The sequence below is a fragment of the Planomonospora antibiotica genome, from assembly GCF_014647955.1.
Lineage (GTDB): Bacteria > Actinomycetota > Actinomycetes > Streptosporangiales > Streptosporangiaceae > Planomonospora > Planomonospora parontospora.
The window spans coordinates 1-24,935 of record NZ_BMQE01000024.1 but is presented as its reverse complement, the minus strand read 5'-3'; the positions used below and the strand labels follow the sequence as shown (position 1 = coordinate 24,935).

26 protein-coding genes are annotated in these 24,935 nt (G+C 73.2%); 10 read left to right on the top strand and 16 right to left on the bottom strand.

Features of this window, described 5'->3' with window-relative positions:
- Position 1: 1 nt before the first annotated feature.
- The 4 genes from mtlA to IEZ06_RS21355 all read right to left on the bottom strand — a co-directional run bounded on the left by mtlA (position 2) and on the right by IEZ06_RS21355 (position 3,756).
- Positions 2-1,201, bottom strand: coding sequence for a mannitol-specific PTS transporter subunit IIC (gene mtlA, locus IEZ06_RS21370; RefSeq protein WP_189238475.1), 1,200 nt, complete (start codon positions 1,199-1,201; stop codon positions 2-4).
- A 67-nt stretch (positions 1,202-1,268) separates the two neighbouring features.
- Entirely contained in the window at positions 1,269-2,210 is a 942-nt protein-coding gene (gene pfkB / locus IEZ06_RS21365; RefSeq protein WP_189238474.1) for a 1-phosphofructokinase, read from the bottom strand.
- The gene (locus IEZ06_RS21360) at positions 2,207-2,968 is read right to left on the bottom strand and encodes a DeoR/GlpR family DNA-binding transcription regulator (RefSeq protein WP_189238473.1); all 762 of its coding nucleotides are present in this window, start codon (positions 2,966-2,968) and stop codon (positions 2,207-2,209) included. The genes pfkB and IEZ06_RS21360 overlap by 4 nt, the downstream gene beginning before the upstream one ends.
- Before the next feature lie 230 nt (positions 2,969-3,198).
- Positions 3,199-3,756 carry a TetR/AcrR family transcriptional regulator gene (locus IEZ06_RS21355; protein ID WP_189238472.1) on the bottom strand — a complete coding sequence of 186 codons (558 nt, stop codon included), beginning with the start codon at positions 3,754-3,756 and terminating at the stop codon, positions 3,199-3,201.
- A gap of 68 nt (positions 3,757-3,824) precedes the next feature.
- Here IEZ06_RS21355 and IEZ06_RS21350 point away from each other — a divergent pair, with 68 nt between their 5' ends.
- From IEZ06_RS21350 to IEZ06_RS21330, 5 genes are all read left to right on the top strand, one after another.
- Positions 3,825-4,760, top strand: coding sequence for an alpha/beta hydrolase (locus IEZ06_RS21350; RefSeq protein WP_189238471.1), 936 nt, complete (start codon positions 3,825-3,827; stop codon positions 4,758-4,760).
- 72 nt (positions 4,761-4,832) lie between these two features.
- Positions 4,833-6,629 carry an ABC transporter ATP-binding protein gene (locus IEZ06_RS21345; RefSeq protein ID WP_189238470.1) on the top strand — a complete coding sequence of 599 codons (1,797 nt, stop codon included), beginning with the start codon at positions 4,833-4,835 and terminating at the stop codon, positions 6,627-6,629.
- Positions 6,630-6,656: 27 nt separating this feature from the next.
- Positions 6,657-8,129: an ABC transporter ATP-binding protein gene (locus tag IEZ06_RS21340; protein ID WP_229798501.1), complete on the top strand. Its 1,473-nt coding sequence runs from the start codon at positions 6,657-6,659 to the stop codon at positions 8,127-8,129.
- 171 nt (positions 8,130-8,300) lie between these two features.
- Complete coding sequence (locus IEZ06_RS21335; RefSeq protein WP_189238469.1) at positions 8,301-9,188, top strand: NAD(P)/FAD-dependent oxidoreductase; 888 nt, start codon at positions 8,301-8,303, stop codon at positions 9,186-9,188.
- A gap of 120 nt (positions 9,189-9,308) precedes the next feature.
- Positions 9,309-9,581 (top strand): GlsB/YeaQ/YmgE family stress response membrane protein, encoded by a 273-nt coding sequence (locus IEZ06_RS21330; RefSeq protein WP_068897201.1) that lies wholly within the window; start codon positions 9,309-9,311, stop codon positions 9,579-9,581.
- A 117-nt stretch (positions 9,582-9,698) separates the two neighbouring features.
- On the opposite strand, the gene IEZ06_RS21325 is transcribed toward IEZ06_RS21330, so the two are convergent.
- Complete coding sequence (locus IEZ06_RS21325; protein ID WP_189238468.1) at positions 9,699-9,911, bottom strand: DUF5302 domain-containing protein; 213 nt, start codon at positions 9,909-9,911, stop codon at positions 9,699-9,701.
- A gap of 137 nt (positions 9,912-10,048) precedes the next feature.
- Positions 10,049-10,231, bottom strand: coding sequence for a hypothetical protein (locus IEZ06_RS21320; RefSeq protein ID WP_189238467.1), 183 nt, complete (start codon positions 10,229-10,231; stop codon positions 10,049-10,051).
- A 522-nt stretch (positions 10,232-10,753) separates the two neighbouring features.
- Here IEZ06_RS21320 and IEZ06_RS21315 point away from each other — a divergent pair.
- Positions 10,754-10,990, top strand: a complete 237-nt coding sequence (locus IEZ06_RS21315; protein ID WP_068897197.1) for an HGxxPAAW family protein — start codon at positions 10,754-10,756, stop codon at positions 10,988-10,990.
- Between the two features lie 22 nt (positions 10,991-11,012).
- Here IEZ06_RS21315 and IEZ06_RS21310 read toward each other — a convergent pair whose 3' ends face one another.
- Together IEZ06_RS21310 and IEZ06_RS21305 are read right to left on the bottom strand one after the other, a co-directional pair.
- Complete coding sequence (locus IEZ06_RS21310; RefSeq protein ID WP_189238466.1) at positions 11,013-11,357, bottom strand: STAS domain-containing protein; 345 nt, start codon at positions 11,355-11,357, stop codon at positions 11,013-11,015.
- A 237-nt stretch (positions 11,358-11,594) separates the two neighbouring features.
- A complete protein-coding gene (locus IEZ06_RS21305; RefSeq protein WP_189238465.1) occupies positions 11,595-12,005 on the bottom strand; it encodes an organic hydroperoxide resistance protein in 411 nt (136 codons plus the stop codon).
- 67 nt (positions 12,006-12,072) lie between these two features.
- Between IEZ06_RS21305 and IEZ06_RS21300 the strand changes: the two genes are divergently transcribed.
- Positions 12,073-12,540: a MarR family winged helix-turn-helix transcriptional regulator gene (locus IEZ06_RS21300; RefSeq protein ID WP_189238464.1), complete on the top strand. Its 468-nt coding sequence runs from the start codon at positions 12,073-12,075 to the stop codon at positions 12,538-12,540.
- A gap of 146 nt (positions 12,541-12,686) precedes the next feature.
- Here IEZ06_RS21300 and IEZ06_RS21295 read toward each other — a convergent pair whose 3' ends face one another.
- The 3 genes from IEZ06_RS21295 to IEZ06_RS21285 form a co-directional block, all read right to left on the bottom strand.
- Positions 12,687-13,145 (bottom strand): Rossmann-fold NAD(P)-binding domain-containing protein, encoded by a 459-nt coding sequence (locus IEZ06_RS21295; protein WP_189238463.1) that lies wholly within the window; start codon positions 13,143-13,145, stop codon positions 12,687-12,689.
- Between the two features lie 110 nt (positions 13,146-13,255).
- On the bottom strand, positions 13,256-13,648 hold the full coding sequence (locus IEZ06_RS21290) for a hypothetical protein (protein ID WP_189238462.1): 393 nt from the start codon (positions 13,646-13,648) through the stop codon (positions 13,256-13,258).
- 9 nt (positions 13,649-13,657) lie between these two features.
- A complete protein-coding gene (locus IEZ06_RS21285) occupies positions 13,658-14,302 on the bottom strand; it encodes an MmyB family transcriptional regulator (RefSeq protein ID WP_189238461.1) in 645 nt (214 codons plus the stop codon).
- Positions 14,303-14,508: 206 nt separating this feature from the next.
- Between IEZ06_RS21285 and IEZ06_RS21280 the strand changes: the two genes are divergently transcribed.
- Positions 14,509-15,558 carry an aldo/keto reductase gene (locus IEZ06_RS21280; RefSeq protein ID WP_189238460.1) on the top strand — a complete coding sequence of 350 codons (1,050 nt, stop codon included), beginning with the start codon at positions 14,509-14,511 and terminating at the stop codon, positions 15,556-15,558.
- A gap of 125 nt (positions 15,559-15,683) precedes the next feature.
- Here IEZ06_RS21280 and IEZ06_RS21275 read toward each other — a convergent pair whose 3' ends face one another.
- Positions 15,684-16,847 carry a cation:proton antiporter gene (locus tag IEZ06_RS21275; RefSeq protein WP_068897188.1) on the bottom strand — a complete coding sequence of 388 codons (1,164 nt, stop codon included), beginning with the start codon at positions 16,845-16,847 and terminating at the stop codon, positions 15,684-15,686.
- A gap of 7 nt (positions 16,848-16,854) precedes the next feature.
- Positions 16,855-17,361: a cation:proton antiporter regulatory subunit gene (locus tag IEZ06_RS21270; RefSeq protein WP_373293900.1), complete on the bottom strand. Its 507-nt coding sequence runs from the start codon at positions 17,359-17,361 to the stop codon at positions 16,855-16,857.
- Between the two features lie 133 nt (positions 17,362-17,494).
- On the opposite strand from IEZ06_RS21270, the gene IEZ06_RS21265 reads away from it, so the two are divergent.
- Positions 17,495-18,655, top strand: a complete 1,161-nt coding sequence (locus IEZ06_RS21265) for a saccharopine dehydrogenase family protein (RefSeq protein ID WP_189238459.1) — start codon at positions 17,495-17,497, stop codon at positions 18,653-18,655.
- A gap of 154 nt (positions 18,656-18,809) precedes the next feature.
- Here IEZ06_RS21265 and pflA read toward each other — a convergent pair whose 3' ends face one another.
- The 3 genes from pflA to IEZ06_RS21250 form a co-directional block, all read right to left on the bottom strand.
- Positions 18,810-19,535, bottom strand: a complete 726-nt coding sequence (gene pflA, locus IEZ06_RS21260; protein WP_203872061.1) for a pyruvate formate-lyase-activating protein — start codon at positions 19,533-19,535, stop codon at positions 18,810-18,812.
- Between the two features lie 46 nt (positions 19,536-19,581).
- Positions 19,582-21,843: a formate C-acetyltransferase gene (pflB, locus tag IEZ06_RS21255; RefSeq protein WP_189238457.1), complete on the bottom strand. Its 2,262-nt coding sequence runs from the start codon at positions 21,841-21,843 to the stop codon at positions 19,582-19,584.
- Between the two features lie 146 nt (positions 21,844-21,989).
- Positions 21,990-22,955, bottom strand: a complete 966-nt coding sequence (locus tag IEZ06_RS21250; protein ID WP_189238456.1) for an Acg family FMN-binding oxidoreductase — start codon at positions 22,953-22,955, stop codon at positions 21,990-21,992.
- Between the two features lie 187 nt (positions 22,956-23,142).
- On the opposite strand from IEZ06_RS21250, the gene IEZ06_RS21245 reads away from it, so the two are divergent.
- A complete protein-coding gene (locus IEZ06_RS21245) occupies positions 23,143-24,843 on the top strand; it encodes a sensor histidine kinase (RefSeq protein WP_189238455.1) in 1,701 nt (566 codons plus the stop codon).
- Positions 24,844-24,935 lie beyond the last annotated feature (92 nt).

Here is a 24,935-nt window from a genome sequence, read left to right as displayed (position 1 = left end):
GTCATGCCTCCTTGGAGACGGGTGCGGTGGCGGGTGCGGTGGTGGGCACGGCGGCGGGTGGGGCGGCGGTCGCGGCCCCGGGGGCGGTCCCCTCCGGAGCCGCGTCCGCCGAGACCGGGGCCGGGGCGGTGGCGTCCGGGGCCGGGTCCCGCTCCTCGCCCCGGCCGAAGCCGAGCAGCAGCGCCGCGACCGCGAAGGAGACCGCCGCGGCGACGAGGATCCCGGCGCCCGAGGCGAGCCAGCCGCCCCTGGGGGTGACCGCGAAGTAGGCGAAGACGCTGCCGGGGGACGGCGGGGCCACCAGGCCGCCGCCGGTGAGGATGAAGGTGAAGACGCCCGCGGCGCCGCCGGCGATGACCGCCAGGATCAGGCGCGGCTTCATCAGGACGTACGGGAAGTAGATCTCGTGGATGCCGCCGAGGAAGTGGATGACGATCGCGGCGGGGGTGCTGGGGCGCAGCGCCCGGGGGCCGAAGAACATGAAGGCCAGCAGCAGGCCGAGGCCGGGGCCGGGGTTGCTCTCCAGCATGAACAGGATCGACTTGCCCTGCTCGGCGGCCTCGGCCACGCCCAGCGGGCTGAGCACGCCGTGGTTGATGGCGTTGTTGAGGAACAGCACCTTGGCGGGCTCGATCAGGACCGAGGCCAGCGGGAGCAGGTTGTTGCCCACCAGCCAGCCGACGGCGTCGCCCGCCGCCTCGGTCACCGTCTCGATGACCGGGCCGATGCCCTGCACGCCCAGCAGCGCCATGGCGCCGCCGACGATGCCGGCGGTGAAGTTGTCCACCAGCATCTCGAAGCCGGCCCTGGTCCGCTCCTGGGTGAAGCCGTCCACCAGCTTGATCAGGTAGGCGGCGAGCGGGCCGACGATCATCGCGCCGAGGAACATCGGCACCTCGGCGCCGACGACCACGCCCATGGTGGCGACCGCGCCCACCACGGCGCCGCGCTGTCCGTGGACCATCCGCCCGCCGGTGTAGCCGATCAGGACGGGGAGCAGGACCTTGACCATCGGGTCGACGAGGGCGGCCAGGTTCTCGTTGGGCAGCCAGCCCGTGGGGATGAAGAGCGCGGTGATCAGTCCCCAGGCGATGAAGGCGCCGATGTTCGGCATGATCATTCCGGCGAGGTGGCCGCCGAAGCGCTGGATGGTGGCTCTCACCCCGGTCCCCTGGACGGCGGGGGTGTAGTCGGTGGTCATGTGGATGGTGCTCCTTCCGGGGCGACCGGCGGGGCGCGCCGGTCAGGGGGGTGGTGGTGCGCCGCTGTCAGCCCCCGGACCGCAGCGGCAGGGCCGGATCGGCCGTGAAGGTGCGGACGTGGTCGCGGCGGATGTCGGCCGGGCCCGGCATCCGGCTGCCGGGCAGCCCGACGGCGGCGGTCGCCCAGGCCAGCGCCTCGATCAGCGCGGCCTCGCCGCTGGCCCCGGCGGCCAGGAACCCGGCCAGCATGGCGTCGCCGGCTCCGACGGTGCTGCGGGGCTCGGCCACCGGGCCCTCGCCGTACCAGATCTGGTCGCCCTGGAGCAGGACCGCGCCGTCGGGCCCGAGGCTGGCCAGGACCGTGCCCGCGCCCCGGGCGCGCAGCGTCGAGGCGGCCTCGATCGCGTCGCCGAGCGTGGTGATCGCCCGCCCGGTCGCCTCGGCGAGCTCCTCCCGGTTGGGCTTGACCAGCGCGGGCTCCGCGGCCAGCGCGGAGACCAGCGCGGGCCCGCTGGTGTCGACCGCGACGAGGATGCCCGCGCGGGTGAAGCGGCGGCACAGCCGGGCGTAGACGTCGGCCGGGACCTCCGGAGGGAGGCTGCCGGAGGCGACCACCCAGTCCGCCGAGTCCGCCGCGCCCAGCACCGCCTCGGCGAGGGCGTCCAGCTCGGCGGGGGACAGGGCCGTGCCCGGCTCGTTGATCTTCGTGACGGTGCCGTCGGGCTCGGCCAGCGCGACGTTGGACCGGGTCGGCCCGGTGACCGGTACGGTGACCATGTCGATGCCCTCGGCCGACAGCAGGGAGACGAGCCGCCGTCCCTCGTCGCCGCCGTAGGGGACGACCGCGCAGGACCGGACGTCGTTGGCCAGCAGCGCGCGGGAGACGTTCACCCCCTTGCCGCCCGGGTCGAGGTGGGTGTCGGCGGAGCGGATGACCGCCCCGCGGGTCAGCGCCCCGATCTCGATCGTCCGGTCCAGGCTGGGGTTGAGTGTCAGCGTCACGATCATGCCCGCACCACCTCGGGACCGGCGGCCGAGATCTCGGCGGCCAGCGCCGCGTCCAGGCCGGTGTCGCTGATCACGAGGTCGATCTCCGGCAGCGTGGCGAAGCGGGCCAGGTAGGTGTTGGTGAACTTGGTGTGGTCGGCCAGCAGCACGCTGCGCTGCGCCGCGCCGATCATCGCCCGTTTGATCGCGGCCTCGGCCGGGTCGGGGGTGGTCAGGCCCTTGGCCACCGAGCAGCCGTTGGCCGCCATGAACGCCACGTCCACGTGCAGGTCGGCGAGGGGGCGCAGGGCCCAGTCGTCGACGGTGGCCAGCGTCCGCCCGCGCACCCGGCCGCCGAGCATGATCACGTTCAGGCCGGGCCGGACGGCCAGGGCGGTCGCCAGGGGCGGGGAGTTGACGATGACGGTGAGCTCCCGGTCGGGCGGCAGGGCCTGCACCAGCCGGGCGGTGGTCGTCCCGGCGTCGATGATGACCGCGCCGTCCTCCGGGAGCTCGGCGAGGGCGGCCTTGGCGATGCGCTCCTTCTCCGCGGTCATCACCTCGTCCCTGGCGGCCAGCGCGGGCTCGAAGCCCAGCCGCTCCACGGGGATGGCGCCGCCGTGCACGCGCCGCAGCACCCCGGCCCGCTCCAGCGCGGTCAGGTCGCGGCGGATCGTCTCGGTGGTGACGGCGAACTCCTCCGCCAGCGCCATCACGTCCACCCGCCCGGCCCCCCGGGCGCGCCGCAGGATCTCCTGCTGCCGCTCCTCGGCGTACATGGTATTGATTCACCGCCGTTTCAATGTTGTTTCGTATGTATTTACACCTGTATGTGTGGGAACACAATAGGGAAGGCGCGGCACTTCGCCCGGACGGGCGGCGGGCGGTCGCCGGGAGGACGCGAAGGGCCCCGGGGCGTTCGCCCCGGGGCCCAGGTCGTTCGTGGCGGATCTCGGCGTGCCGGGAGGGTCTCCGGCGCGTCCGCGGGCTCCAGCCCGGCCTCGCGTCCTCAGCGGAACAACGGCAGGACCATCTCCACCAGCGCGTCGACGTCGCCGTCGACCATCGGCTCGCCGGTCATGCCCATTCGGTGGAGCAGGGTCCCGACGACGACGTCGATGAGGAACAGGACCCGGTGCTCCGGCTCGCCGAGCGCGTCCTGGAGTGCGAGCCGGAAGGGGTCCTGCAGCCGCGAGGAGAGGATCTCGCGCAGCTCCGGATCGCTGACACCGTCACTGAACACGCCCGCGAACGCGTCACCCACCCCCGGCTCGCCGATCTTGCCCGCGGTCCAGCGGATGGCCGAGGACACGATCTCGGCCCGGTTGCCGCCCTCCAGCGGCACCGGGCCGAACGCGTCGAGCAGGCAGTCCACGATCAGCGCCCCCTTCGTCGGCCAGCGACGGTAGATCGTCGTCTTCGCGATGCCGGCCGCGGCGGCGATGCGCTCCACCGTGGCACGCGCGTAGCCCAGCTCGTGGACGGTGCTCAGCGTCGCGGCGAAGACCACGTCGTTGATGCCGGACCGCGGGCGGCCGGGCGGCCGGGCGGGTGTGCTCGAAGTCATTCTCACACGATACCGAATTGCGCTACCGTAGGTTCCGAAACCAGAGGTATCGAAACCTGGGGAGAAGCATGAACGACATCACCGCGATGCGGCCCGCAGAGCCGGACTGGTCCACGGTGACGGCCGAGGAGCTGATCGCCTTCCGGGACGCCGAGAACCGCGTCCGGGCGTCCACGGCGGCACGGGTGATCACCGGGGAGCCGGACCCCGGTGCCACGATCGGCTGGCAGCAGGTGGCGCTGCCCGGCCGCGAGCTCCCCGTCCGGGTGCACCGCCCCTCGGCCGCAGGCGCCCTGCCCCTCGTGATCCACGTGCACGGGGGCGGCTTCGTCGGCACGGCCGTGCAGAGCGACTGGGTCAACAGCCACCTCGCCGCCCGCCTTCCCGCGGTCGTCGCCTCGGTCGAGCACCGCCTCCTCGACTGGGAGACGCCGCTGTCCGCCGCCGTCGACGACGGCTGGGACGTGCTCCGGCACGTGGTGGAGCACGCCGGGGCATGGGGCATCGACCCGGCCCGCGTCGCCGTCTTCGGCGAGAGCTGCGGCGGGCTGATCAGCGCGTTGGCGGCCGTCAGGGCCGGGCGCGCCGGCCTGGGGCTGCGGGCGCAGGTGCTGGTCAACCCGGCGGTGGACGTGACCTCGACGGCCTGGACGTACGACTCGGTGACGCGGTACGCGACCACGCCCACCCTGTCCTTGCCGCTGCTGCGGTTCTTCCAGCGGCTGGCCGTTCCCGAGGGTGCCGACGCCCGCGCGCTGTCGCCGCTGTACACCGACGATCTGAACGGACTGGCCCCGGCGCTCGTGGTGGTGCCGACCGCCGACCCGATCGCCGACCACGGCCGCCGCTACGCCGAGCGGCTCCAGGCGGCCGGGACGCCCGCACGGCTCAGTGAGTACCCAGGGGCGGGGCACGCGTTCCTGAGCATGCCGGGCATGGCACCCCAGGCGACGCCCGCCCGGGCGGAGATCCTCGCCTTCCTCCGGGAGTCCCTCGGCGAGTGACTCCCGCCATCGGCTCCCTGCTCCCCGCCGGGGAGCGCCCCTGACCGCTCGACGCAAGGAAGGACGTTCGGCATGACAATCACCTCCGACGCCGGACAGGCCCAGGCCGGGCCGCCGCCCGCGCCGCCGCCCGGCCCCGATCCCGCGCACGAACCCAGCCTGAGCAGGCTGCTGCGCCCGCACGCCTGGAGTTTCGCGGCCGTCGTCGCCTTCCAGGTCGTCGGCGCCGTCGCGGGGCTGGCGCCGCTGCTGGCGGTCGCCGAACTCGGCCGGACCCTGCTGGCACCCGGCCCGATCGATCCTGGCCGGGTCTGGTCCGTGGTGCTCGCCGGCGCGGCGGGGCTGTTCGTCCGGCTGGCGTTCACCGGCGCGTCGTCCGGGATCGGGCACATCGTGGACGGCGAGGTGCAGCTCGCGCTTCGCCGGCAACTGGCCGCCCGGCTGGGCCGGGTGCCGATCGGCTGGTTCTCCCGCCGCCGCACCGGCGAGCTGGCCAAGGTGGTGGGCGAGGACGTCAGCGCCGTGCACCCGTTCATCGCCCACGCGCCCGGCGAGCTCGTCGCCGCGTTCGTGCTGCCGCTGCTCTCGCTGGTCTACCTGTTCACCGTCGACTGGCGGCTCACGCTGATCACGCTGATCCCGGTGGTGCTGGCCGTGGCGCACCTCCCGCTGATGATGACCCCGGCCCGGCTGCGTGAGGAGAAGCGGTTCGATGCGGCCATGGGGCGGATCGCCGACTCCGTCGTCGAGTTCGTCCAGGGCATCGCGGTGGTCAAGGCGTTCGGCGGTTCCGGACGCGCCCACCACAGGTTCCGCACGGCCACCGACGACTTCGTCGGCGTCTACCACCGCTTCGTGCGCGGCCTCTCCGTGATCGCCGCCGGAATGCAGCTGGTGCTGTCACCGCCGTTCGTGCTGCTGGTCGTGCTGATCGGCGGCACCGCCCTGATCACGGCCGGTGGCCTGCCCCCGGCCGACCTGCTGCCTTTCCTGCTGCTGGGACTGGGCCTGACCGCTCCGGTGGCGGCCCTCATCGCCCACGGTTTCGACGACCTGCAGGCCGCCAGGCGCGCGGCCGGCCGGATCCGGGACGTGCTCGAGGTGGCGCCGCTGCCGGAGCCCGCGCACCCGCTCCCACCGCAGGGCCACCGGGTGGAACTGCGTGGCGTCCGCTTCGGCTACGAAGCCGATCGCGAGGTGCTGCGCGGGATCGACCTGGTCCTCGAACCGGGCACGGTCACCGCGATCGTCGGGCCCTCGGGCAGCGGCAAGTCCACGCTGGTCCGGTTGCTGCCGCGCTTCTTCGACCCGACCCACGGTTCGGTCACCCTGGGCGGCGTCGATCTGCGCGAGATCGGCAGCCACGACCTCTACCGGACGGTCTCCTTCGTCTTCCAGGACGTGCGCCTGCTGCGCGCATCGGTCGCGGACAACATCGCGCTCGCCGTACCGCATGCCGGCCTCGACGAGGTGGTGCACGCGGCCCGGACGGCGAACATCCATAATCGGATTCTTGAGCTGCCACGCGGCTACGACACGGTGCTCGGACAGGAGGCCGGGCTGTCGGGCGGCGAGGCGCAGCGGATCGCGCTCGCCCGCGCGCTGCTCGCCGACACGCCCGTGCTGGTCCTGGACGAGGCGACCGCATTCGCCGACCCGCAGACCGAGCAGGCGGTACGGCGGGCACTGGCGGCGCCGGAGGGCGGTCGCACGATCCTGGTCATCGCCCACCGCCTGGAGACGGTCGCCGACGCCGACACCGTCGTGATGCTGGACAACGGGTCGATCGCCGAGCAGGGCAGGCCCGCCGACCTCCTGGCGGAGAACGGGAAGTTCGCCGCCTTCTGGCAGTCCGGGGAGTACCGATGATCCGCCTGCTGCTGCACGTCCTGGGCCATGATCACGCTGCTGCGCGGCATGTACCACCGCCTCGGCGATCATCTGGCCCGGTTGCCCCTCGGCTGGTACGGCAGCGGCCGGGTCGGAGAGGTGTCCGTCCTGGCCGGTCAGGGCGTGCTGGAGGCGATGGGCGTGATCGCTCATCTGCTGGGGCCCTACATCTCCGCCCTCGTCACCCCTGTGACGATCGTCGGCGTGATGCTCGCCTTCAACTGGCAGCTGGGCCTGGCCGCGCTGGCCGCCGTGCCGCTCGTGGCGGCGATCCAGATCCGGACCGGCCGCTCGATGGCCGCCGGCGACGCCGACCGCCACGAACGTGACACCGAGGCCACCGCGCGGGTCATCGAATATCTCCAGGCTCAGCCGGTGCTGCGCGCCGGCGGCCGGAGCGTCCAACGCTTCGCGTTGCTCGACGACGCGCTGCGGGAACTCCAGCGGGCGTCCCGCCGTACCGTGTTGTCGGTGTTGCCCGGCATGATCGGTTCAACGCTCGTGGTGCAGGCGGTGTTCACCGGGTTGCTGGTGCTGGGCGCCCATCTCGCGCTGGGCGGGAGCATCGGTGCCGCGGAAGTGCTGACGATCCTGGTGCTGGCCGCCCGCTGCGCCGATCCGGTCCTGTCGCTGGCGGACATGGGCGGCAAACTCCGCAGCGCGCGCTCCGGGCTGACCAGACTCGACGCGCTCCTGCGCACCGAGCCGCTGCCGGAGGCACCGGAACCGGTCCAGCCGGTGGGGCACGGCTTGGAGCTGGAGGCCGTCGCCTTCCGGCACGGCGACCGCGCGGTGTTCGACGAGTTGTCGTTGTCCGTGCCCGAGGGACGGCGCCTTGCCGTGGTCGGCCCCTCGGGCGCGGGCAAGAGCACACTGCTGCAGTTGCTCGCGCGCTTCCACGACGTGGACGCGGGCGCGGTGCGCGTGGGCGGCGCGGACGTGCGCTCGATGGGCACCGAGACGCTGATGTCCCAGCTGGCCATCGTCTTCCAGGACGTCTACCTCTTCGACGGCACGATCGAGGACAACGTACGGCTGGGCCGCCCCGAGGCCACCGGCGCCGAGCTGCGGACGGCGGCGAGCGCCGCGCGGCTGGACGAGGTGATCGAGCGGCTTCCCGGCGGATGGGCGGCGAATGTCGGCGAGGGCGGCGCCCTGCTGTCGGGCGGCGAGCGCCAGCGCGTCTCGATCGCGCGGGCTCTGCTGAAGGACGCGCCCATCGTGCTGCTGGACGAGGTGACCTCCGCGCTGGACCCGGTGAACGAGGCGGCCGTCCACGAGGGCATCGAACGCCTGATGGCCGGCCGGACGGTCGTGGTGGTCGCCCATCGGATGCGGACGGTCCAGCGCGCCGATCGCATCGCCTTTCTCGAGGGCGGCCGGATCGTGGAAGAAGGACGCCACGACGAGCTGCTCCGCCGCGGCGGCCGCTACGCCGACTTCTGGAACGCCGCCCTGACACCGGCAGCGCGTGACTGAGCCGGTGGGTCCTGCGCGGGCTCCTTGCTGCGGGTTGAGCGCGTCGAGGGCGTCGAACTTCGGCGTCGACCGCGCCCGGGTCGTAGCGGTCGGCCTCGGCCCACTGAGCGGCCGTGGCCTCGGGGAAGGCCTCGGAGGTGACGGGGCACGGCCCCGGGGCAGGGGACCGGCATGCAGCACTACGACGTCGCGATCATCGGCGGCGGGCCCGCCGGGCTCACCGCGGCCATGACACTCAGCCGGTCCCTGCGCCGCGTCGCGGTACTGGAGTCGCCGGCCGACCCCCGCAACGCGGGTTCGCACGGCGTGCACGGCATCCTCGGCCTGGACGGGGTGAGCCCCGCCGAGTACCGGAGCCGCGCCTGGAGCGACCTCGCCCGGTACGGCATGGCCGAACTCCACGAGACCGAGGCCGTGGACCTGGTCCCCGACCCGGGCGGAGGCGGGTTCGAGGTGGTCACGGAGGGCGGCGGTCCGCTCTGGGCCCGGCGGGTGCTGCTCGCCACGGGGATGATCGACGTCATTCCCGAGCTGGAGGGGTTCCGGGAGTGCTGGGGCGCGACCATCATCCACTGCCCCTTCTGCTCGGGCTGGGAGAACCGCGAGCGCGCCTGGGGGGTGGTCACCGCCGATCCGGAGTTCGCCAGGAAGGCGCCCGGCGCGTACGCCGCCTGGAGCGACGACGTGATCGTCTTCACCGACGGGGACGTCCCGGCGGGCGACCTCGGCGTGGAGACGGTCACCGGGAGGATCCGCGGGCTGCGCCACGACGGCGGCGACCTGCACGCGGTCGAGCTGGACGACGGCGCGGTCGTCGAGCGGGGGACCCTGCTGTGGCAGCTCGACCAGTGCCCGGTCCCGCTGGTCTCCAGACTCGCGAAGGACAGGGGCCTGGCCCTGCGCGAGGACTGCTACGTCAAGACCGACGGCTCCTGCCGTACCAGCGTCCCGGGCCTGTACGCCGCGGGGGACACCATCACCGAGACGCAGGGCGCGATCGAGTCGGCCGCGAGCGGCTCCACCGCGGCCTTCCAGATCATCGAGGACGAGACCGCGTGAGCGGAACCCCGGCGCGGCCGGTCATCAAGAGCGGTCGCGAGACCGTGATCGATCCGTGATGTGTCGGCCCTGCCCGCCGGGGCAGACGGAGGTCGGCTCGAACAAGAGGGAGTGTGGAACATGACAGTCACCGGCATCATCACCGCCATCGTCATCGGCGCCATCATCGGAGCCCTGGGCCGCCTGGTCGTCCCGGGACGGCAGGGCATCCCGATCTGGCTGACCGTCGTGATCGGCATCGTCGCCGCGCTCATCGGCACCGCCATCGCCGGCGCCTTCGGCGTCGCCAGCACCGGCGGCATCGACTGGATCGAACTGGTCCTGCAGATCGCCGTCGCCGCCGTCGGAGTCATCCTGGCGGTGAGCCTGTACGGCAGGCGCAGCGTCCGGTAAAAGGGGTCCGGCCTCCCGGCCGAGACGCCGCACGGACACGCACACGGCCCCGATCCCGGTTCCCCGGGACCGGGGCCGCGGCCTGTCCGGACACGCGCCGGACACGGAGCGGGAGGGTCAGCCGCTCTTGCGCCGGAAGGAACGCCGGCCGGAGGCCGGACCGTGGGCGCCGTGGATCTTCGAACCGTTCCTGCCCCGGCCGCCTTCGCCGGCTCCCGGCTGGGAGAGCTTCTTGCGTTCGAGGGCCTCGCGGAACCTGCGCTTCATCTCGTCCTCGGAGCTCTCGGGCTGCGAGTCGGTGTTCTCGGGTTCTGGGGTGATGTCGGGCATGCGGACCTCCTGGTCACCGGCGGGCAGTCCAACTCCGGCCCGGCCTGATCGTCATCCTCTCATGTCCGAAACCGGCCTCCGACGCGTGCCTGCGGGGCCGCCCGTGTGTCGGCCCCCGGCCCGGCGGACGGACCGGCTCAGTGCAGGCCGATGGCCATCAGGAAGAGCAGTCCCGCGATGTGGCCGATGACGACGAACACGATGATGAAGATGAACAGGAACTTCGCCGGCCCGTGCTCGAAGTGCCTGCCCTCCTTGAGCGGCTTGCGCCGGGCCTCCCGCTCGGCGATCCGCTCCTCGATGGGCTTGCTGTGGAACATGGGGCTCCTCTGGCGGACCGGATGCCGGAAAGGTGACGGTTTGTATCACTAATATTAATTTATGGCACCGGATGGGCGGTGCGGGTGGCCTGCCGGCCGATCCCGGGCGGCCGTGCCGCCGGGAGGGCGCCTCCGCGCCACCGGAAGTGCCTCCGGAAGCCGCCGGAGGCGGCGGCGGGCGCGAGTGGGACGCCGAGACGCCATGGGGCGCCGACTTTCCGGTGCGACGTCGGAGACCGTGGGATTGCTCCATCTTCATCCGGGTATGTTCTTTCCGCTGTTCATGCGCCCGGCCGGATCGGAGGACGGCGCGGCGGCCGGGGCCGGGACGTCCCGGCCGTGCGGTCCGACCCGCGAGGACGGGACCTGCGGCGCGGGGCGGGGGGGATACCGCCTACGATCGTGAGGCGTCCGGGCAGGAACCTGCCGAACCGCAGGACCTTCAACAGACGCCGGAGCGCGTGGTCGCCGCAGCGAACGACGCGCGACGGTGCCCCATATCGAGAGGAACGGGAAGACGTCATGGCTGGAAGTCACGGAGGAAGCCTCAAGTCTTGGCTCGCGGTGATCGTCATCCTGGCGGGATTCACGGTCGGGGGCGTCGCCCTGTGCTTCGGTCCCAACTGGCCGCTGGTCTGGGCGGGGGCGGGCATCATCGCGGTCGGCGGTGTGATCGCCCTGCTCGTGGACATCTTCTCCGACGTGATCGTGGACGCGCCGCGCGTGCTCGCGTCGGAGAAGGTCGACCGCAAGGGCTGAAACGGCGTGCCCGCGGGCGTCCCTACGCCCCGCTGAGGGCCTCCCCGACGGTGGGGGAGAGCTCGAAGGCGGGGCGCAGCCCGGTGATGGCCAGGATCCGCTCCAGGACGCCGTGCACGCCGGCCAGCACCAGGCGCGTGCCCAGGTCGCGGCTGCGGTTCAGGGCCCAGATCAGCTCGGCGATCCCCGCCGAGTCGCAGAAGGTCAGCCCGGTGACGTCGACGACCACCGTGGCGGGGGTCCCGGTCTCCCAGACCCTGGTCAGCTCGGCCCGGAAGACGGGGGCGTGGGCGTAGTCGAGTTCGCCGCCCGCCTGGACGACGAGCGCCGTGTCCAGCCGGTGCGACGAGACGGTGAAGACGGTCATCTCTCACTCCTCGGCCCGCGGGGGGCAGGGCGGGCTGTCTCTGTCCTACCAGCTCTGCGGGCCCGGTGGTGCCACCCGGGCGGGGAATGATCCGCCGGGAGCCGCTCGGAGCCGCCTGGAGGGGCCCGCCCGCCGTACCGCGTGACCCGCCGTGCGTCCTCGCAGGAGTGCGCCACCCCGCCACCAGGAGTCCGTCACCCGCCACCCGGGCCGGTGCCCGCCTCGAGGGGGCGCCGGTTACTCGATCACCAGGTCCACGGGGATGTTGCCCCGGGTGGCGTTGGAGTAGGGGCAGACCTGGTGGGCGGCCTGGACCAGGGTCGCGCCGGTCTCACCCTGGAGTTCGTCGGGGAGCTCCACACGCAGCGTGACGGCCAGGCCGAAGGCCTCGCCGTCGGCCCGCAGGCCGACCTCGGCGGTCACCGAGGCGTCGGCGACGTCGAGCCTGCGCCGCCGGGCGACCAGGCTCAGCGCGCTGGCGAAGCAGGCGGCGTAACCGGCCGCGAACAGCTGCTCGGGGTCGGTGCCCTCGCCGGAACCGCCGAGCTCCTTCGGCGGGGCCAGCCGGACGTCCAGCCGGTTGTCCGAGGAGACCGCCCGTCCCTCGCGGCCCGAGGCGGTGGCGATGGCGGTGTAGATCGCGCTCATGGGAATCTCCATTTCCATTGGAAGCAATTTGATTGTGCGCAATCAAATTGCCTGAAGTCAAGCCGGTATGCTGGGCAGAGTGAAGTTGCTGCTCGAGAACCAGCTCTGTTTCGAGGTGCACGCCACGGCGCGGGCGCTGGACGGCGTCTACCGGACTCTGCTGCGCGACCTCGGCCTCACCTACCCGCAGTATCTGGCGATGATGGTGCTCTGGGAGCGCGAGCCCGTCACGGTCAAGGAGCTCGGCGCGGCCCTGCGGCTCGACTCGGGCACGCTCTCGCCGCTGCTGAAGAGGATGGAGACGGCGGGACTGGTCCGCCGGGAGCGCAGCGCCGCCGACGAGCGCTCGGTGCTCGTACGGCTCACACCCGCCGGAGCCGGGCTCAGGGCGCGCGCCGAGGAGATCCCAGGGATGATCTTCGCCGCGACCGGTCTCGGCCTGGAGGAGCTCGCGGCGCTCAGAGCCACCCTGCGCCGGGTGACCGCCGCCCTCGACGAGGCCGCCCTCGGCGCGGCGCCCGGTGGGGAGCGCTGAGGTCCTGCCGGCCGGGCCGGCGCGTTTCACCGTCCCACCGCCGCTCGCATTCCGCGGGAACGCACCGGTCCTGCGATCCGCAGCGAATCACTCCCGGCGATGGTCCGTCTTCACAGCGGCTCAAGCTGTGTCCGCTACGCCCGGGTTCACGCGCGGTGCGCGCCGCCCCGGACCGGTGGCGGCCCACCGGCGGGCGCGGCGGGGACCGCCGTTCCACCTCCCGGCGCAGCGCTGTCTCGCCTGGTCATCGCAGCGATTCCGTCAATCGTCGAGATCGCAATGACTATGCCCGACGGGATCAGGACCATCTGGGTCGTCGACTTCCGGTCGTTGACGGCCATCTGGCAGACCGGCTCCAGGGGGAGACTGTGCGGACGCCGGATGCCCTCCAGGGCCGCAGCGACCTTGGTCAGCAGCTGAAGCTCGTTCTCGACCGTCTCCCCGAACTTCGAGAAGTCGAGCGTGAACGCCAGGTGGGCCACGGCGTCGGCCTGCTTCGCCTGCTCCACGATCACGTCGTGGTCGGACATGTCGCCCTGCACGACACTGCCGGCGGCAGCGATGGTTTTCTCGGCGGAGGAGTCCGAGCGGGCGAGCCCGACCACGGTGTGACCCGCTGTGACCAGGTCCGATGAAGATGGTGGAACGGGCCGTCCGTGGGGCTGAGGCGTGTTCCATGACCACTCGCCGATGATGGTCAGGACGGCTCGGAATCTCAGACGTCAGGCAGTACGGCTTCGATCAGAAAGCGGTGGCTACGAGCGGTGAACGCGCCCTCTGAGCGGATACGCTCATGGAGACTCCGTAGCGGCTGCTCGTAGCGTTCGAGATCGAGCGGTCTGAGCCGCCTGGCGGCGATGGGTATGTTCGGCTGCCACGCTTCCATCGCGACAGTGTGACGAGGCAGCGGAGCCAGGGAGGCCAGGACTTCGCCGCCGCCGGTGTCCAGGTCGAGCAGGCGCGTTGCAGTCGAGAGAAGCGCCGAGGCCCGCTCGGTGTACCGCCATGATGGGGTCCCGCCGCTCGTCCGGCCGCGTAGCCAGCTGAAGTCCCATCCGTGAACGGACGCGTGTACGGCTTGTTCGACAAGGTCGTCGTAACCGGGCACCTGGTCACGCTAATGAAGATCGGGTATGTCGGCTACCGGATTATCCGATGGTCCGCTTGACCTGGCCTGCGCGGGGAGGACCGCGCAGGCCGCCGCCCGTGTCGTCCCGGCCAGGAGGTCGAGGGCGGCTGAAGCGGCGTCGTCGGCCGGGAGGTAGACGATCAGGCGGTGCTCGTCGGTGCCGGGTATGTCGAGGCTCTCGTAGGCGAGCAGCAGTTCGCCGGCCAGAGGGTGCGCCCACCGCTCCACGCCCGTGCGCCGGGGGAGGGCGGCCGCGGCCTCGAACCGGCCGCTGAACCGGGAACCGGCGGTGACGGCGAGTTCTCCGGCGAGGAGCGCGGCCTGATGGTCACCGAGGGACGCGGCGGCCCTGAGCCCGGCGGCCAGCTCGTCGGCGACCCGCTCCCAGTCGGGGAAGACGGTCCGCGCGCGGGCGTCGGCGAAGACGAACCGGGTGAGGTTGGCGGGACGCGCCTCCAGCAGCCCGGCCGGTCCCGCGAGCCGCTCGTAGCCGGTCGTGCAGGCGAGGACCTCGCCCAGCCGATCGGCCACCAGAGCCGGAGCCGGTTCGAGCCGGTCGAGCAGCGCCCTCACCGTGGGGCGTACCGTGCGGTCAGGGTGCGTGCCGCCGCCCTGGCAGGCACCGCCGGTCATCGCCTTGACGAGGCGGTGCAGGTGGACCCGCTCGTCGGAGGAGAGCCCAAGGGCGTCGGCGAGCGCGGCGAGGATCTCGGCCGGCCCGGGATGCTCGGAGCCGCGGCGGAATCCGCCGTGGCGAGGCCCCGCAGCCGGACGGCGGATCGCGGGGGCCGCCCGTGAGCGGAGAGCCGCCCGAACACGGCCGATGAAAGGGATCTTCTTTGCGCTACCGACTGCTGGGCCGGACCGGCCTGCGGGTGTCCGAACTGTTCTTCGGCGCGATGTCCTTCTACGAGCGCGGCGGCCCCGACGCGCTGCGGGAGTACCGCGCCATGCTCGACGCCTACGCCGACGCCGGAGGCAACGTCATCGACACGGCCTCGGCGTACGGGGAGAGCGAGGACGTCGTCGGCGAGCTCCTGGCGGGCCGCCGCGACCGCTTCGTCGTCGCCACCAAGTACACGCTCTCCCGTGACCGCACCGACCCGAACGCCGCCGGCAACCACCGCAAGAACCTCGTCCTGTCCCTGGAGGACAGCCTCCGGCGGCTGCGGACCGATTACATCGACCTGTACTGGGTGCACATCTGGGACCGCCACACCCCGGTGGAGGAGACGATGCGGGCGCTGGACGACGCCGTGCGCGCCGGGAAGATCCTCTACGTCGGGATGTCCGACGCCCCGGCATGGCTGGTCAGCCGCGCCAACACGCTGGCGGAGTGGCGGGACTGGACGCCGTTCGCGGGGATGCAGGTGCCGTACAACCTGCTCAGGCGGGACGCCGAACGGGAACTGCTGCCGATGGCGGAGGCGTTCGGGATGAGCGTCGCCGTGTGGGGAGCGCTCGCCGGAGGCGTCCTGTCGGGCAAGTTCACCGGGCCGGGAGGGATTCCGAAGGAGAGCACGGAGACGGGGGCCACCCGCGTCGACCCGGCTTCCCTGACCTCCCGGGACCACGCGGTCGCGCACGCCGTACAGGAGGTCGCGCGCGAGCTCGGCGCCTCGGCGGCGCAGGTGGCGATCGCCTGGACCCGCACCCGGTCGGCCGCCGTGCACCCGATCGTCGGCGCGCGGGACCTCGCCCAGCTCGCCGACGACCTGGGCGCGGCCGACGTAGTCCTGCCCGGGGAGGCGGTCCGGCGGCTGGAGGCGGCGGCGGAGTTCGAGGTCGGATTCCCCGGCGACTTCATCACCGAGTACGAGAGCCACGCGCAGGCGCTCGGCGGGGCGGCCGCCGGAGAGCGGGACGGCCGGCGCGCTGCGGCGCGGTAGAGCTCCGGGCCGGCGCGGTCGTGCGGGTGGCGGAGCGCTGCCGGGTCGGCGCGGTCGTACGGGCGGGGGGAAGAGCCGGGTGTTCCCGGCGGGAGCCCGGGAGAGGCTCCCGCCGGGACCGCCGGTCAGGCGCCGCGAGCGGCGATGCGGGTGATGAACGGCTGGACCAGGCGCGCGGCCAGCGGGCCGAACGCCGCCAGGATGAGGACGTAGGCGGCGGCCAGCGGCCCCAGGTCCGGGTGGGCGCCGGCGGCCACCGCCAGTCCGGCGATCACGATGTTGAACTCGCCTCGCGGGATGAGCGCGATGCCGGCGCGGATCCGGCCCGCCCGGGCGATGCCCGCCCGCCGGGCCGCGTAGACGCCGGTGAGCAGCTTGGTCGCCATGCTCACCAGGGCGAGCGCGGCGGCCAGCCCGGCGACGGGCAGGATCTTCGCCGGATCGGTCTGCAGGCCGAAGAAGACGAAGAAGACCGCGGCGAACAGGTCGCGCAGCGGGGCCAGCAGCGCCTGGGCGTCCTCGGCCAGCTCCCCCGACAGGGCGATGCCGACCAGGAACGCGCCCACCGCGGCCGACACCTGCAGGTGCTGGGCGATCCCGGCGACCAGCAGCGCGAGCCCGACGACCTTCAGCAGCAGCACCTCGGAGTTCGGGCTGGAGACGAACGCCTCGATGAACCGCCCGTAGCGGAGCGCGACCAGCAGCACCACGCTGACCGTGGCCAGCGCGATCGCCACGGTGACCGCCCCGCCCGCCAGGGACAGGCCCGCCAGCATCGCGGTCAGGACCGGCAGGTAGACCGCCATGGTCAGGTCCTCGAAGACCAGCAGCGAGAGCACCACCGGGGTCTCGCGGTTACCGATCCAGCCCAGGTCGGACAGGACCTTGGCGGTGATGCCGGAGGAGGTGGCGTAGGTGACGCCGGCCATCGCCACGGCGGCGACCGGGCCCCAGCCGAGCAGCAGCGCGCAGACCGCGCCGGGCGCGGCGTTGAGCACCAGGTCGACGATGCCGGCGCGGGCGTTGCCCTTGAGGCTGGTCACGAGCTCGTCGGCGTTGTACTCCAGGCCGAGGGTGAGCAGCAGCAGGATGACGCCGAGCTCGGCGCCGGTGGCGATGAACTCCTCACTGGTGGCCAGGGGCACGATGCCGCCGGTGCCGAAGGCCAGGCCGGCGATCAGGTAGAGGGGGATGGGGGAGATGCCGACGCGCAGCGCCAGCGCTCCGAGGATGCCGAGCCCGAGCAGGACCGCGCCGAACTCCAGGAACAGGATCGCAGTGTGGTGCACTCGCGGCCTAACCGTTGGTGAAGATGTCGGCGACGGCGTCGGTGCTGTCCGGGCTGCCCACCACGACCACGATGTCGTCGCCGGTGAGCCCGAAGTCCGGGGCCGGGCTGGCGAAGACCTGGCCGGCGCGGACCACGGCCACGATGGACGCGCCGGTGCGGGAGCGCACACGCGCGTCGCCCATGGTCCGCCCGTCGTACGGCGAGCCGGGGGCGATCGGCAGCTGCAGGCTGACCAGGCCCTCGACCTCGCGGTGCAGGGCGTTGAGGCGCTGCACGATGCGCGGGGCGCCGAGCAGCTCGACCAGCGCGTCGGCCTCCTCGTCGTTCAGCTTGACGACCTCGCACGCGCGGTCGGGGTCCTCCTTGTCGTAGATCACCAGGTCGCGGCGGCCGGTCCGGTGGGAGACGACCCCGACCCGGCGTCCGGAGCGTGTGGTGAACTCGTGCCGCAATCCGATCCCCGGCAACGCCGTCTGCTCGACTTCCACCGCGCCGATCCTCCGCTTGTCCATGTATCTCCGATGTTTCCCCGAACCTACCAACCAGGGCGGCCACCCGCCGAACGGGTCCGCGGCGGTGATCGCGCCGGTCGGGTCCTTCCCGCACGGGCTTGCGCAAGGACTCCGACCGGGAGACCCTTCCCCCATGCCTGAGGACCGTCCGTACGACATCGTGCTGTTCGGCGCCACCGGGTTCACCGGCGCGCTCACCGCGCAGTACCTCGCCCGCAACACCGGTCCGGGGCGGCGCTGGGCGCTGGCCGGGCGCGACCGGGCGCGGCTGGAGGCGGTCAGGGAGCGGATCGGCCTGCCGGAGCTGCCCCTGCTGCACGCCGACGCCTCCGACCCGGCCTCGCTGGCGGAGATCGCCCGTCGGACCCGGGTGGTCGCCACCACCGTGGGCCCGTACATCCTCCACGGCGGGCCGCTCGTCGCCGCCTGCGCTGCGGCGGGCACCCACTACGCCGACATCACCGGCGAGCCGGAGTTCGTCGACCTGGCCTTCGCCCGGCACCACGCGACCGCCATGCAGACCGGGGCCAAGCTCGTGCACGCCTGCGGGTTCGACTCGGTCCCGCACGACCTGGGCGTCTACTTCACCGTGCAGCGGCTCCCGGAGGGCGTGCCGATCAGCGTCGACGGATACGTGCGGGCGGGCGGGCGGCCGTCGGGCGGCACCGTGCACTCGGCCGTCACGGCGCTCTCCCGCGCCCGGCAGAGCGCGCGGGCCGCGACCGTGCGGCGGAGGCTGGAGGAGCGCCCGGCCGGCCGCCGGGTGCGGGGTCTGCCGGGCTCGCCGCGCAACGTCGGGGGCTGGGCGCTGCCGCTGCCCACGATCGACCCGCGCATCGTCGCCCGCTCCGCCCGTGCGCTGGAGCGCTACGGTCCGGACTTCACCTACCGCCACCACCTGGCGGTCAGGCGGCTGCCCGAGGCGCTGGGCCTGGCCGCGGGGGCCGGGGCGCTGGCGCTGCTGGCGCAGCTCCCGCCGGTGCGCTCCCGGCTGCTGGAGCGCTTCCCGGCCGGCGGCGGGCCCACCCCGGAGCAGCGGGCGAAGAGCTGGTTCACCGTCACCTTCGACGGGCGCGGCGGCGGCGAGCGCGTGGTGACCGAGGTCTCCGGAGGCGACCCCGGTTACGACGAGACCGCGAAGATGCTGGGGGAGTCCGCGCTCTGCCTGGCCTTCGACGACCTGCCGGAGACGGCAGGCCAGACCACCACCGCGGCGGCGATGGGCGAGGCGCTGATCGGCCGCCTGCAGCGGGCGGGGATCACCTTCAGGGTGCTGCGGGACTCACGCGGGTGAGATCCGGCGGGGCCGCGGGGAGGCCGCGATCATGCGGGTGGGGTCCCGGCGGGGCGCTCCGGGGGGCGTGATCATGCGGGTGAGGCCCCGGCGGGGCGCTCCGGGGAGGCCGCGGACCGCGCGGGCGGGGCACGCCGCCCCGCCGGTCCGGGTCTCAGCGGCTGCGCACCCCGTGGGCGCGGAACTGCGCGTGCACGCGCTCCAGGAGGGCGGCGTCCGGCGGCTCGACACCGGGCAGCGGATAGGGCAGGCCGAGCCCGGCGTACTTCGCCTCGGCCAACCGGTGGTACGGCAGGACGTCGACGTGCTCGACGTTGGGCAGGGTGGCGGTGAAGCGGGCCAGGCCGTCGACGTTGTCCTCGGCGTCGGTCAGGCCCGGGACCAGGACGAACCGGATCCAGGTGGGTGTGCCCAGCTCGGCCAGGCGGCGCGCGAAGCGCAGCGTCGGGGCGATCTCGTTCCCGGTCGTCTTCCGGTAGGTCTCCGGGTTCCAGGACTTGACGTCCAGCAGGACGAGGTCGACGTCGGCCAGCATCGCGTCGCTCGCGCGGGCGCCCAGGTAGCCGGAGGTGTCCAGGGCCGTGTGCAGGCCGCTGCCGTGGCAGCGGCGCAGGAACTCGCCGGTGAAGGCCGGTTGCTGCAGGGGCTCGCCGCCGCTGACGGTGACGCCGCCGCCGGTGATCTCGATGAACCGCCGGTAGCGCTCGGCCCGGGCCACCAGCTCGTCGACCGTGGCGGGCCGGCCGTCGCGCATCCGCCAGGTGTCGGGGTTGTGGCAGTACAGGCAGCGCAGCGGGCAGCCGGAGGTGAACACCACGAAGCGGGTGCCCGGCCCGTCCACGCCGGTGGACAGGTCCCAGGAGTGGACGGAGCCGGTCACGGGCGCGGTCCCGGCTGTGGTGCCGGTGGCGGGCCGGGCCGCGGCGTCAGACCGAGCCGTGGAAGGTGCGGTTGAGGACATCGAGCTGCTGCTCTCTGGTGAGGCGGACGAAGTTGACGGCGTAGCCGGAGACGCGGATGGTGAGCTGCGGGTACTTCTCCGGGTGCTCCATCGCCTCCAGCAGGGTCTCGCGGCCCAGGACGTTGACGTTCATGTGGAAGCCGCCCCCGTCGAAGTAGCCGTCGAGCACGCCCGCGAGGTTGGCGACCCGCTCTTCGGGCGTACGGCCCAGCCCGGCCGGCGTCACCGTGCTGGTCAGCGAGATGCCGTCCCTGGCCTCCTCGTACGGGAGTTTGGCGACCGAGAGCGCGGAGGCGACCAGGCCGTGCCGGTCGCGGCCGTTCATCGGGTTGGCGCCGGGCGCGAACGGCTCGCCCGCGCGGCGGCCGTCGGGGGTGCTGCCGGTGTGCCTGCCGTACACCACGTTGGAGGTGATGGTCAGCACCGACTGGGTGTGCTCGGCGCCGCGGTAGGACGGGTAGGCGCGGATCTTGTTCATGAAGCTCCGGACCAGTCCGGCGGCGATGTCGTCGACGCGGTCGTCGTCGTTGCCGAAGGCGGGGTAGTCGCCCTCGACGACGTAGTCCACCGCCAGGCCGGTCTCGTCGCGGACCACCCGCACGCCGCCGTACCGGATGGCCGACAGGCTGTCGGCGGCCACAGACAGGCCCGCGATGCCGCAGGCGAGGGTGCGCTTGACCGGGTAGTCGTGCAGTGCCATCTCGATGCGCTCGTAGGCGTACTTGTCGTGCATGTAGTGGATGACGTTGAGCGCGTCGACGTAGGTCTCGGCCAGCCAGTCCATCATCCTGTCCAGGGCGGCGGCGACCTCGTCGTAGGAGAGCCGCTCACCGGTCACCGGCGGGTGCGCGGGGCCGACCTGCTCGCCGGTGATCTCGTCGCGGCCGCCGTTGATCGCGTACAGCAGGGTCTTGGCCAGGTTCACCCGGGCGCCGAAGAACTGCATCTGCCGGCCCACCGGCATCGCGGAGACACAGCAGGCGATGGCGGTGTCGTCGCCGAACGCAGGCCGCAGCAGCTCGTCGTTCTCGTACTGGATCGAGCTGGTCTCGATGGAGGTCCGCGCGCAGAACCGCTTGAAGCCGTCCGGCAGGTCGGGCGACCAGAGCACGGTCAGGTTGGGCTCGGGCGCGGGCCCGAGGTTGTGCAGGGTCTGCAGGAAGCGGAAACTCGTCCTGGTGACCAGGGTGCGGCCGTCGCGGCCCATGCCGCCGATCGACTCGGTGACCCAGGTCGGGTCGCCGGAGAAGAGCTGGTCGTACTCGGGGGTGCGCAGGAACCGGACGATCCGCAGCTTGATCACGAAGTCGTCGATCAGCTCCTGGGCCCGGACCTCGTCGATCACGCCCTCGTCCAGGTCGCGCTGGAGGTAGACGTCCAGGAAGGTGGAGGTGCGGCCCAGCGACATGGCGGCGCCGTTCTGCTCCTTGACCGCGGCCAGATAGCCGAAGTACAGCCACTGGACCGCCTCCTGCGCCGTCGCGGCGGGCCGGGAGACGTCGAAGCCGTAGGAGGCGGCCATCTGCGCCAGCTCGCCCAGCGCGCGGACCTGCTCGGCCAGTTCCTCCCGGTCGCGGATGACGTCCGCGGTGGAGGGCGCCTCGTCCAGGGTGTGCAGTTCGGCCTTCTTGGCCGCGATCAATTGATCTACACCGTAAAGGGCGACGCGCCGGTAGTCGCCGATGATCCGGCCGCGGCCGTAGGCGTCGGGCAGACCGGTGACGAGGTGCGAGCGGCGGGCCGCGCGCACCCGGGGCGTGTAGGCGTCGAACACGCCGGCGTTGTGGGTCTTGCGGTACTTGGTGAAGACCTCCTTGACCCGGGGGTCGAGCGTGTACCCGTAGGCCGCCAGGCCGCTTTCGACCATCCGCAGCCCGCCGTTGGGCATGATCGCCCGCTTCAGCGGGGCGTCGGTCTGCAGTCCGACGATCAGCTCGTTGTCCCGGTCGATGTATCCGGGGGCGTGCGAGGTGATCGTCGACGGGGTCGAGACGTCGGCGTCGTGGATGCCGCGCTCCCGCTCGGCGGGGAACATGGCGGTCAGGCGGTCCCAGACGGCCAGCGTGCGCGCCGTCGGTCCGGCCAGGAAGCCGTCGTCGCCGGTGTAGGGGGTGTGGTTCGTGCGAACGAAGTCCCGCACGTCGACGGCGGAGCACCAGATGCCCGGCTGGAAGCCGCGCCAGGCGCCCTGCCCGGCCGCTCGCCCGGTCTCGGTCGTCGTGCTCATGGTGGGACCTCCTGTTTGATTCCGTCTGCGGTCAATGGTCGTCCCCCGGAGGGCGTGCGGGCCGGAGGCGGACGTCACCGGGGGACGGGACCTTCGTCACGAACCGGCCGGCCGTGCGGCACCGCGGCGGCCGTTCGCGCGGCCGTTCAAGCGGCGCTGAGGACCTCCGGGACCGGGCGCCGGGGCGCACGCGGCACGGCCGGCCCGTAGCCGATCCGGACGATCATCTGGGGGTGGCCGCGCCGGTGCCGCGGATCGCTGTGGCGGCGCATGTCGCGCAGGTCCAGCGGCTGGTTGAGGAACGAGGCCGACACCCCGTGCAGGGTGGCGACCAGCAGCATGCGCTGCAGCGCCTGGCCGGCGCGGAGCCAGTCCTGCGGCCCGTCCCCGGTGGTCGTCACGACCACCAGCTGCGGCCGGGCCTCGAAGCGGGCGGTCTCCCCGTTCGCCCGCGCGAAGCCGCGGACGGGCACGGAGACGCCGTCGGGGCGCGGGCCCTGGACGTAGGGCGGGAGCCCGTCGCGGCGCTGCCCGCCCCCGCCCGTCCACCGGGCGAGCTCGGCGCGGTAACCGGCGTCGCCCGCGAGCCGCTCCTCGGCCATGGCGACCTCCTCCAGCAGCGCGGTGCCCGCCGGGCCGCCCACGCGGACCAGGTCGGCGCCCTCCATCCGGACCGCCGCGGCCAGCTCCGCCATGACCCCCGCGGGGACGAGGGCGTCGGAGAAGGGCCGGCGGTTGGTGCGCCGGTCCTGGATGGCGGCGTACAGCTCGTGCTCGGCCGCCGAGGCGAGTGGAGCGCGCACCGGCCGCACCGCGGCGAGCAGGGTGGACCCGGCGTCCCCGATCGCGGGCAGCGGCCAGGAGACGGGCCGCCAGCCGGCGACGCGCAGGGCCAGTCGCAGGTTGAACAGGGCCGCGCCGCAGCTGATGTGGAGCGACCGGCCGCGCGGGTCGGCCACCGGGAGCCGGCGGTCCGGGTCGGCGTGGAGCTCGATGTGCTCGCGGCGGTGGACGCCGAAGCGCCACGGCTGGGTGTTGTGCACCGACGGTGCGGCGCCCGCCGCGGTGACGAGCCGCCGCAGACCGGCGTGGGTGGCGAGTGGGCTGAGCATGGCGGAACCTCCTTGGTCCCTTCCGAGGCTGGCGCACCGCCCGGCCCCGCGGGCAGGGCCGAAGGTCCCCGGGGGAGGGGACCTCGGGACCGGGGAGCCCGCGCCCCGCCCCGCCGGGGCGGGCGCTCTTTCCGACCACCCGGTGCCGGGTGGGAGACTTGGGGATGAGCCGGGGCGTGACGGAGGGATGGGCGTGGGCGAGAGATCTCTGATTCCGCACATGCGGCTGGACGACCTGCTGTCGGAACTGCAGGACCGGCTGGAGACGGTGCTCGCCACCCGCGACCGGGTGCACGCGCTGCTGGAGGCCGTGGTCTCGGTCGGCAGCGACCTGGACCTGGAGACCGTGCTGCGGCGCATCACCGAGGCCGCGGCCAAACTGGTCGACGCCCGCTACGCGGCGCTCGGCGTGATCGGCGAGGGCGGCACGCTCGAGCGCTTCATCCCGGTGGGCCTCACCGAGGAGGAGATCGCGCAGATCGAGCACTGGCCGCACGGCAAGGGGCTGCTCGGCCTGCTGATCAAGGACCCGCAGACGCTGCGGATGGCCGACCTGGCCGAGCATCCCGAGTCCTACGGCTTCCCCGCGGGCCATCCGCCGATGCGCAGCTTCCTGGGCGTGCCGGTGCGGGTGCGCGACGAGGTGTTCGGCAACCTCTACCTGACCGAGAAGGCCGGCGGAGGGGCCTTCGAGGAGGAGGACGAGGCGGTCGTCAACGCGCTGGCCGCCGCGGCGGGCGTGGCCATCGAGAACGCCCGGCTGTACGAGGAGACCCGGCGCAGGGAGGACTGGCTGCGGGTCTCGTCGGAGGTGACCACCAGCCTGCTCTCCGGTGACGACCCGGGGGAGGTGCTCACCATCATGGCCCGCCGCGCCCGGGAGCTGACCGGGGCCGACACGGCGATGGTCAGCTTCCCGCACGAGGACGTGGTGCGGATCGAGATCGTCGAAGGGTTCGGCGAGGAGCTGCTGCGCGCGCGGGACATGCAGATGGACAGGTCGCTGGCGGGCGTGACGCTGCGCACCGGCCGGCCGCAGAGCACGCCGGACCTGCAGGAGTCCACCGGGCACCCGCCGCACCTGGAGGGGGTGCCGCTGGGCCCGGCCATCGCCGTTCCGCTGGGCGGGACGGATGGGGCCCGCGGCGTGCTCGTCCTGGCCAGGCGGAGCGGGGCGCCGCCGTTCGGCGAGCCGGACCTGCGGATGGCGGAGGCCCTGGGCGGGCAGGCGGCGATCGCGCTGGAACTGGCCGCCGCGCGCCGCGACGCCGAGCGGCTGAGTCTGCTGGAGGACCGCGACCGCATCGCCAAGGACCTGCACGACGTCGTGATCCAGCGGCTGTTCGCGGTGGCCATGACGCTGATGAGCACGGTCCGCATGGTCGAGAACCCCGCCGCGTCGGCGCGGCTGCAGCACGCGGTGGACGAGCTGGACCAGACCATCAAGGAGATCCGCTCCACCATCTTCGCGCTGCAGGCGCCGCCGCAGGCCGGTCCGGCCCGCACGCTGCGCGGCGGGGTGACGGAGATGGTGGAGGCCGCCCGCGATCAGCTCGGCTTCATGCCCGGCATCCGGATGGAGGGGCCGCTGGACAACACGGTGCCCGAGGAGATCGGAGAGCAGCTGCGGGCGGTGCTGCGCGAGGCGCTGTCCAACGTCGCCCGCCACGCCCGGGCGAGCAGGGCGCAGGTGCTCGTCGAGGTGAGCGGCGGCGCGCTGCTGCTGGAGGTGAGCGACAACGGCGTCGGGATCCCCGAGGACGGGCGGCGCAGCGGGCTGCGCAACCTGGCCGAGCGGGCCGGGCGTCTGGGCGGAGCCTTCACCGCCGAGCGCACCGAGGGCGGGGGCAGCCGCCTGCGCTGGCAGGTCCCGCTCGACCGGGGCTGACCCCTCGGCCCGTCGGGCTCACCAGGGACGGAGGTCTCCCCGCTCGCCGCGTTCGGCCTTGAGCCGGGTGACCAGAGCCGCGGCCTGGGTAC

Coding starts and splice junctions, on each gene's coding strand:
- IEZ06_RS21345 (WP_189238470.1), top strand. CDS start 4,833: ATGACAATCACCTCCGACGCCGGACAGGCCCAGGCCGGGCCGCCGCCC.
- IEZ06_RS21315 (WP_068897197.1), top strand. CDS start 10,754: ATGGCTGGAAGTCACGGAGGAAGCCTCAAGTCTTGGCTCGCGGTGATC.
- IEZ06_RS21245 (WP_189238455.1), top strand. CDS start 23,143: ATGGGCGTGGGCGAGAGATCTCTGATTCCGCACATGCGGCTGGACGAC.
- IEZ06_RS21355 (WP_189238472.1), bottom strand. CDS start 3,756: ATGACTTCGAGCACACCCGCCCGGCCGCCCGGCCGCCCGCGGTCCGGC.
- IEZ06_RS21330 (WP_068897201.1), top strand. CDS start 9,309: ATGACAGTCACCGGCATCATCACCGCCATCGTCATCGGCGCCATCATC.
- pfkB (WP_189238474.1), bottom strand. CDS start 2,210: ATGATCGTGACGCTGACACTCAACCCCAGCCTGGACCGGACGATCGAG.
- IEZ06_RS21300 (WP_189238464.1), top strand. CDS start 12,073: ATGCTGGGCAGAGTGAAGTTGCTGCTCGAGAACCAGCTCTGTTTCGAG.
- IEZ06_RS21320 (WP_189238467.1), bottom strand. CDS start 10,231: ATGTTCCACAGCAAGCCCATCGAGGAGCGGATCGCCGAGCGGGAGGCC.
- IEZ06_RS21350 (WP_189238471.1), top strand. CDS start 3,825: ATGAACGACATCACCGCGATGCGGCCCGCAGAGCCGGACTGGTCCACG.
- IEZ06_RS21325 (WP_189238468.1), bottom strand. CDS start 9,911: ATGCCCGACATCACCCCAGAACCCGAGAACACCGACTCGCAGCCCGAG.
- IEZ06_RS21335 (WP_189238469.1), top strand. CDS start 8,301: ATGCAGCACTACGACGTCGCGATCATCGGCGGCGGGCCCGCCGGGCTC.
- pflB (WP_189238457.1), bottom strand. CDS start 21,843: ATGAGCACGACGACCGAGACCGGGCGAGCGGCCGGGCAGGGCGCCTGG.
- IEZ06_RS21265 (WP_189238459.1), top strand. CDS start 17,495: ATGCCTGAGGACCGTCCGTACGACATCGTGCTGTTCGGCGCCACCGGG.
- IEZ06_RS21360 (WP_189238473.1), bottom strand. CDS start 2,968: ATGTACGCCGAGGAGCGGCAGCAGGAGATCCTGCGGCGCGCCCGGGGG.
- IEZ06_RS21310 (WP_189238466.1), bottom strand. CDS start 11,357: ATGACCGTCTTCACCGTCTCGTCGCACCGGCTGGACACGGCGCTCGTC.
- mtlA (WP_189238475.1), bottom strand. CDS start 1,201: ATGACCACCGACTACACCCCCGCCGTCCAGGGGACCGGGGTGAGAGCC.
- IEZ06_RS21270 (WP_373293900.1), bottom strand. CDS start 17,361: ATGGACAAGCGGAGGATCGGCGCGGTGGAAGTCGAGCAGACGGCGTTG.
- IEZ06_RS21250 (WP_189238456.1), bottom strand. CDS start 22,955: ATGCTCAGCCCACTCGCCACCCACGCCGGTCTGCGGCGGCTCGTCACC.
- IEZ06_RS21305 (WP_189238465.1), bottom strand. CDS start 12,005: ATGAGCGCGATCTACACCGCCATCGCCACCGCCTCGGGCCGCGAGGGA.
- IEZ06_RS21340 (WP_229798501.1), top strand. CDS start 6,657: ATGATCACGCTGCTGCGCGGCATGTACCACCGCCTCGGCGATCATCTG.
- IEZ06_RS21285 (WP_189238461.1), bottom strand. CDS start 14,302: ATGACCGGCGGTGCCTGCCAGGGCGGCGGCACGCACCCTGACCGCACG.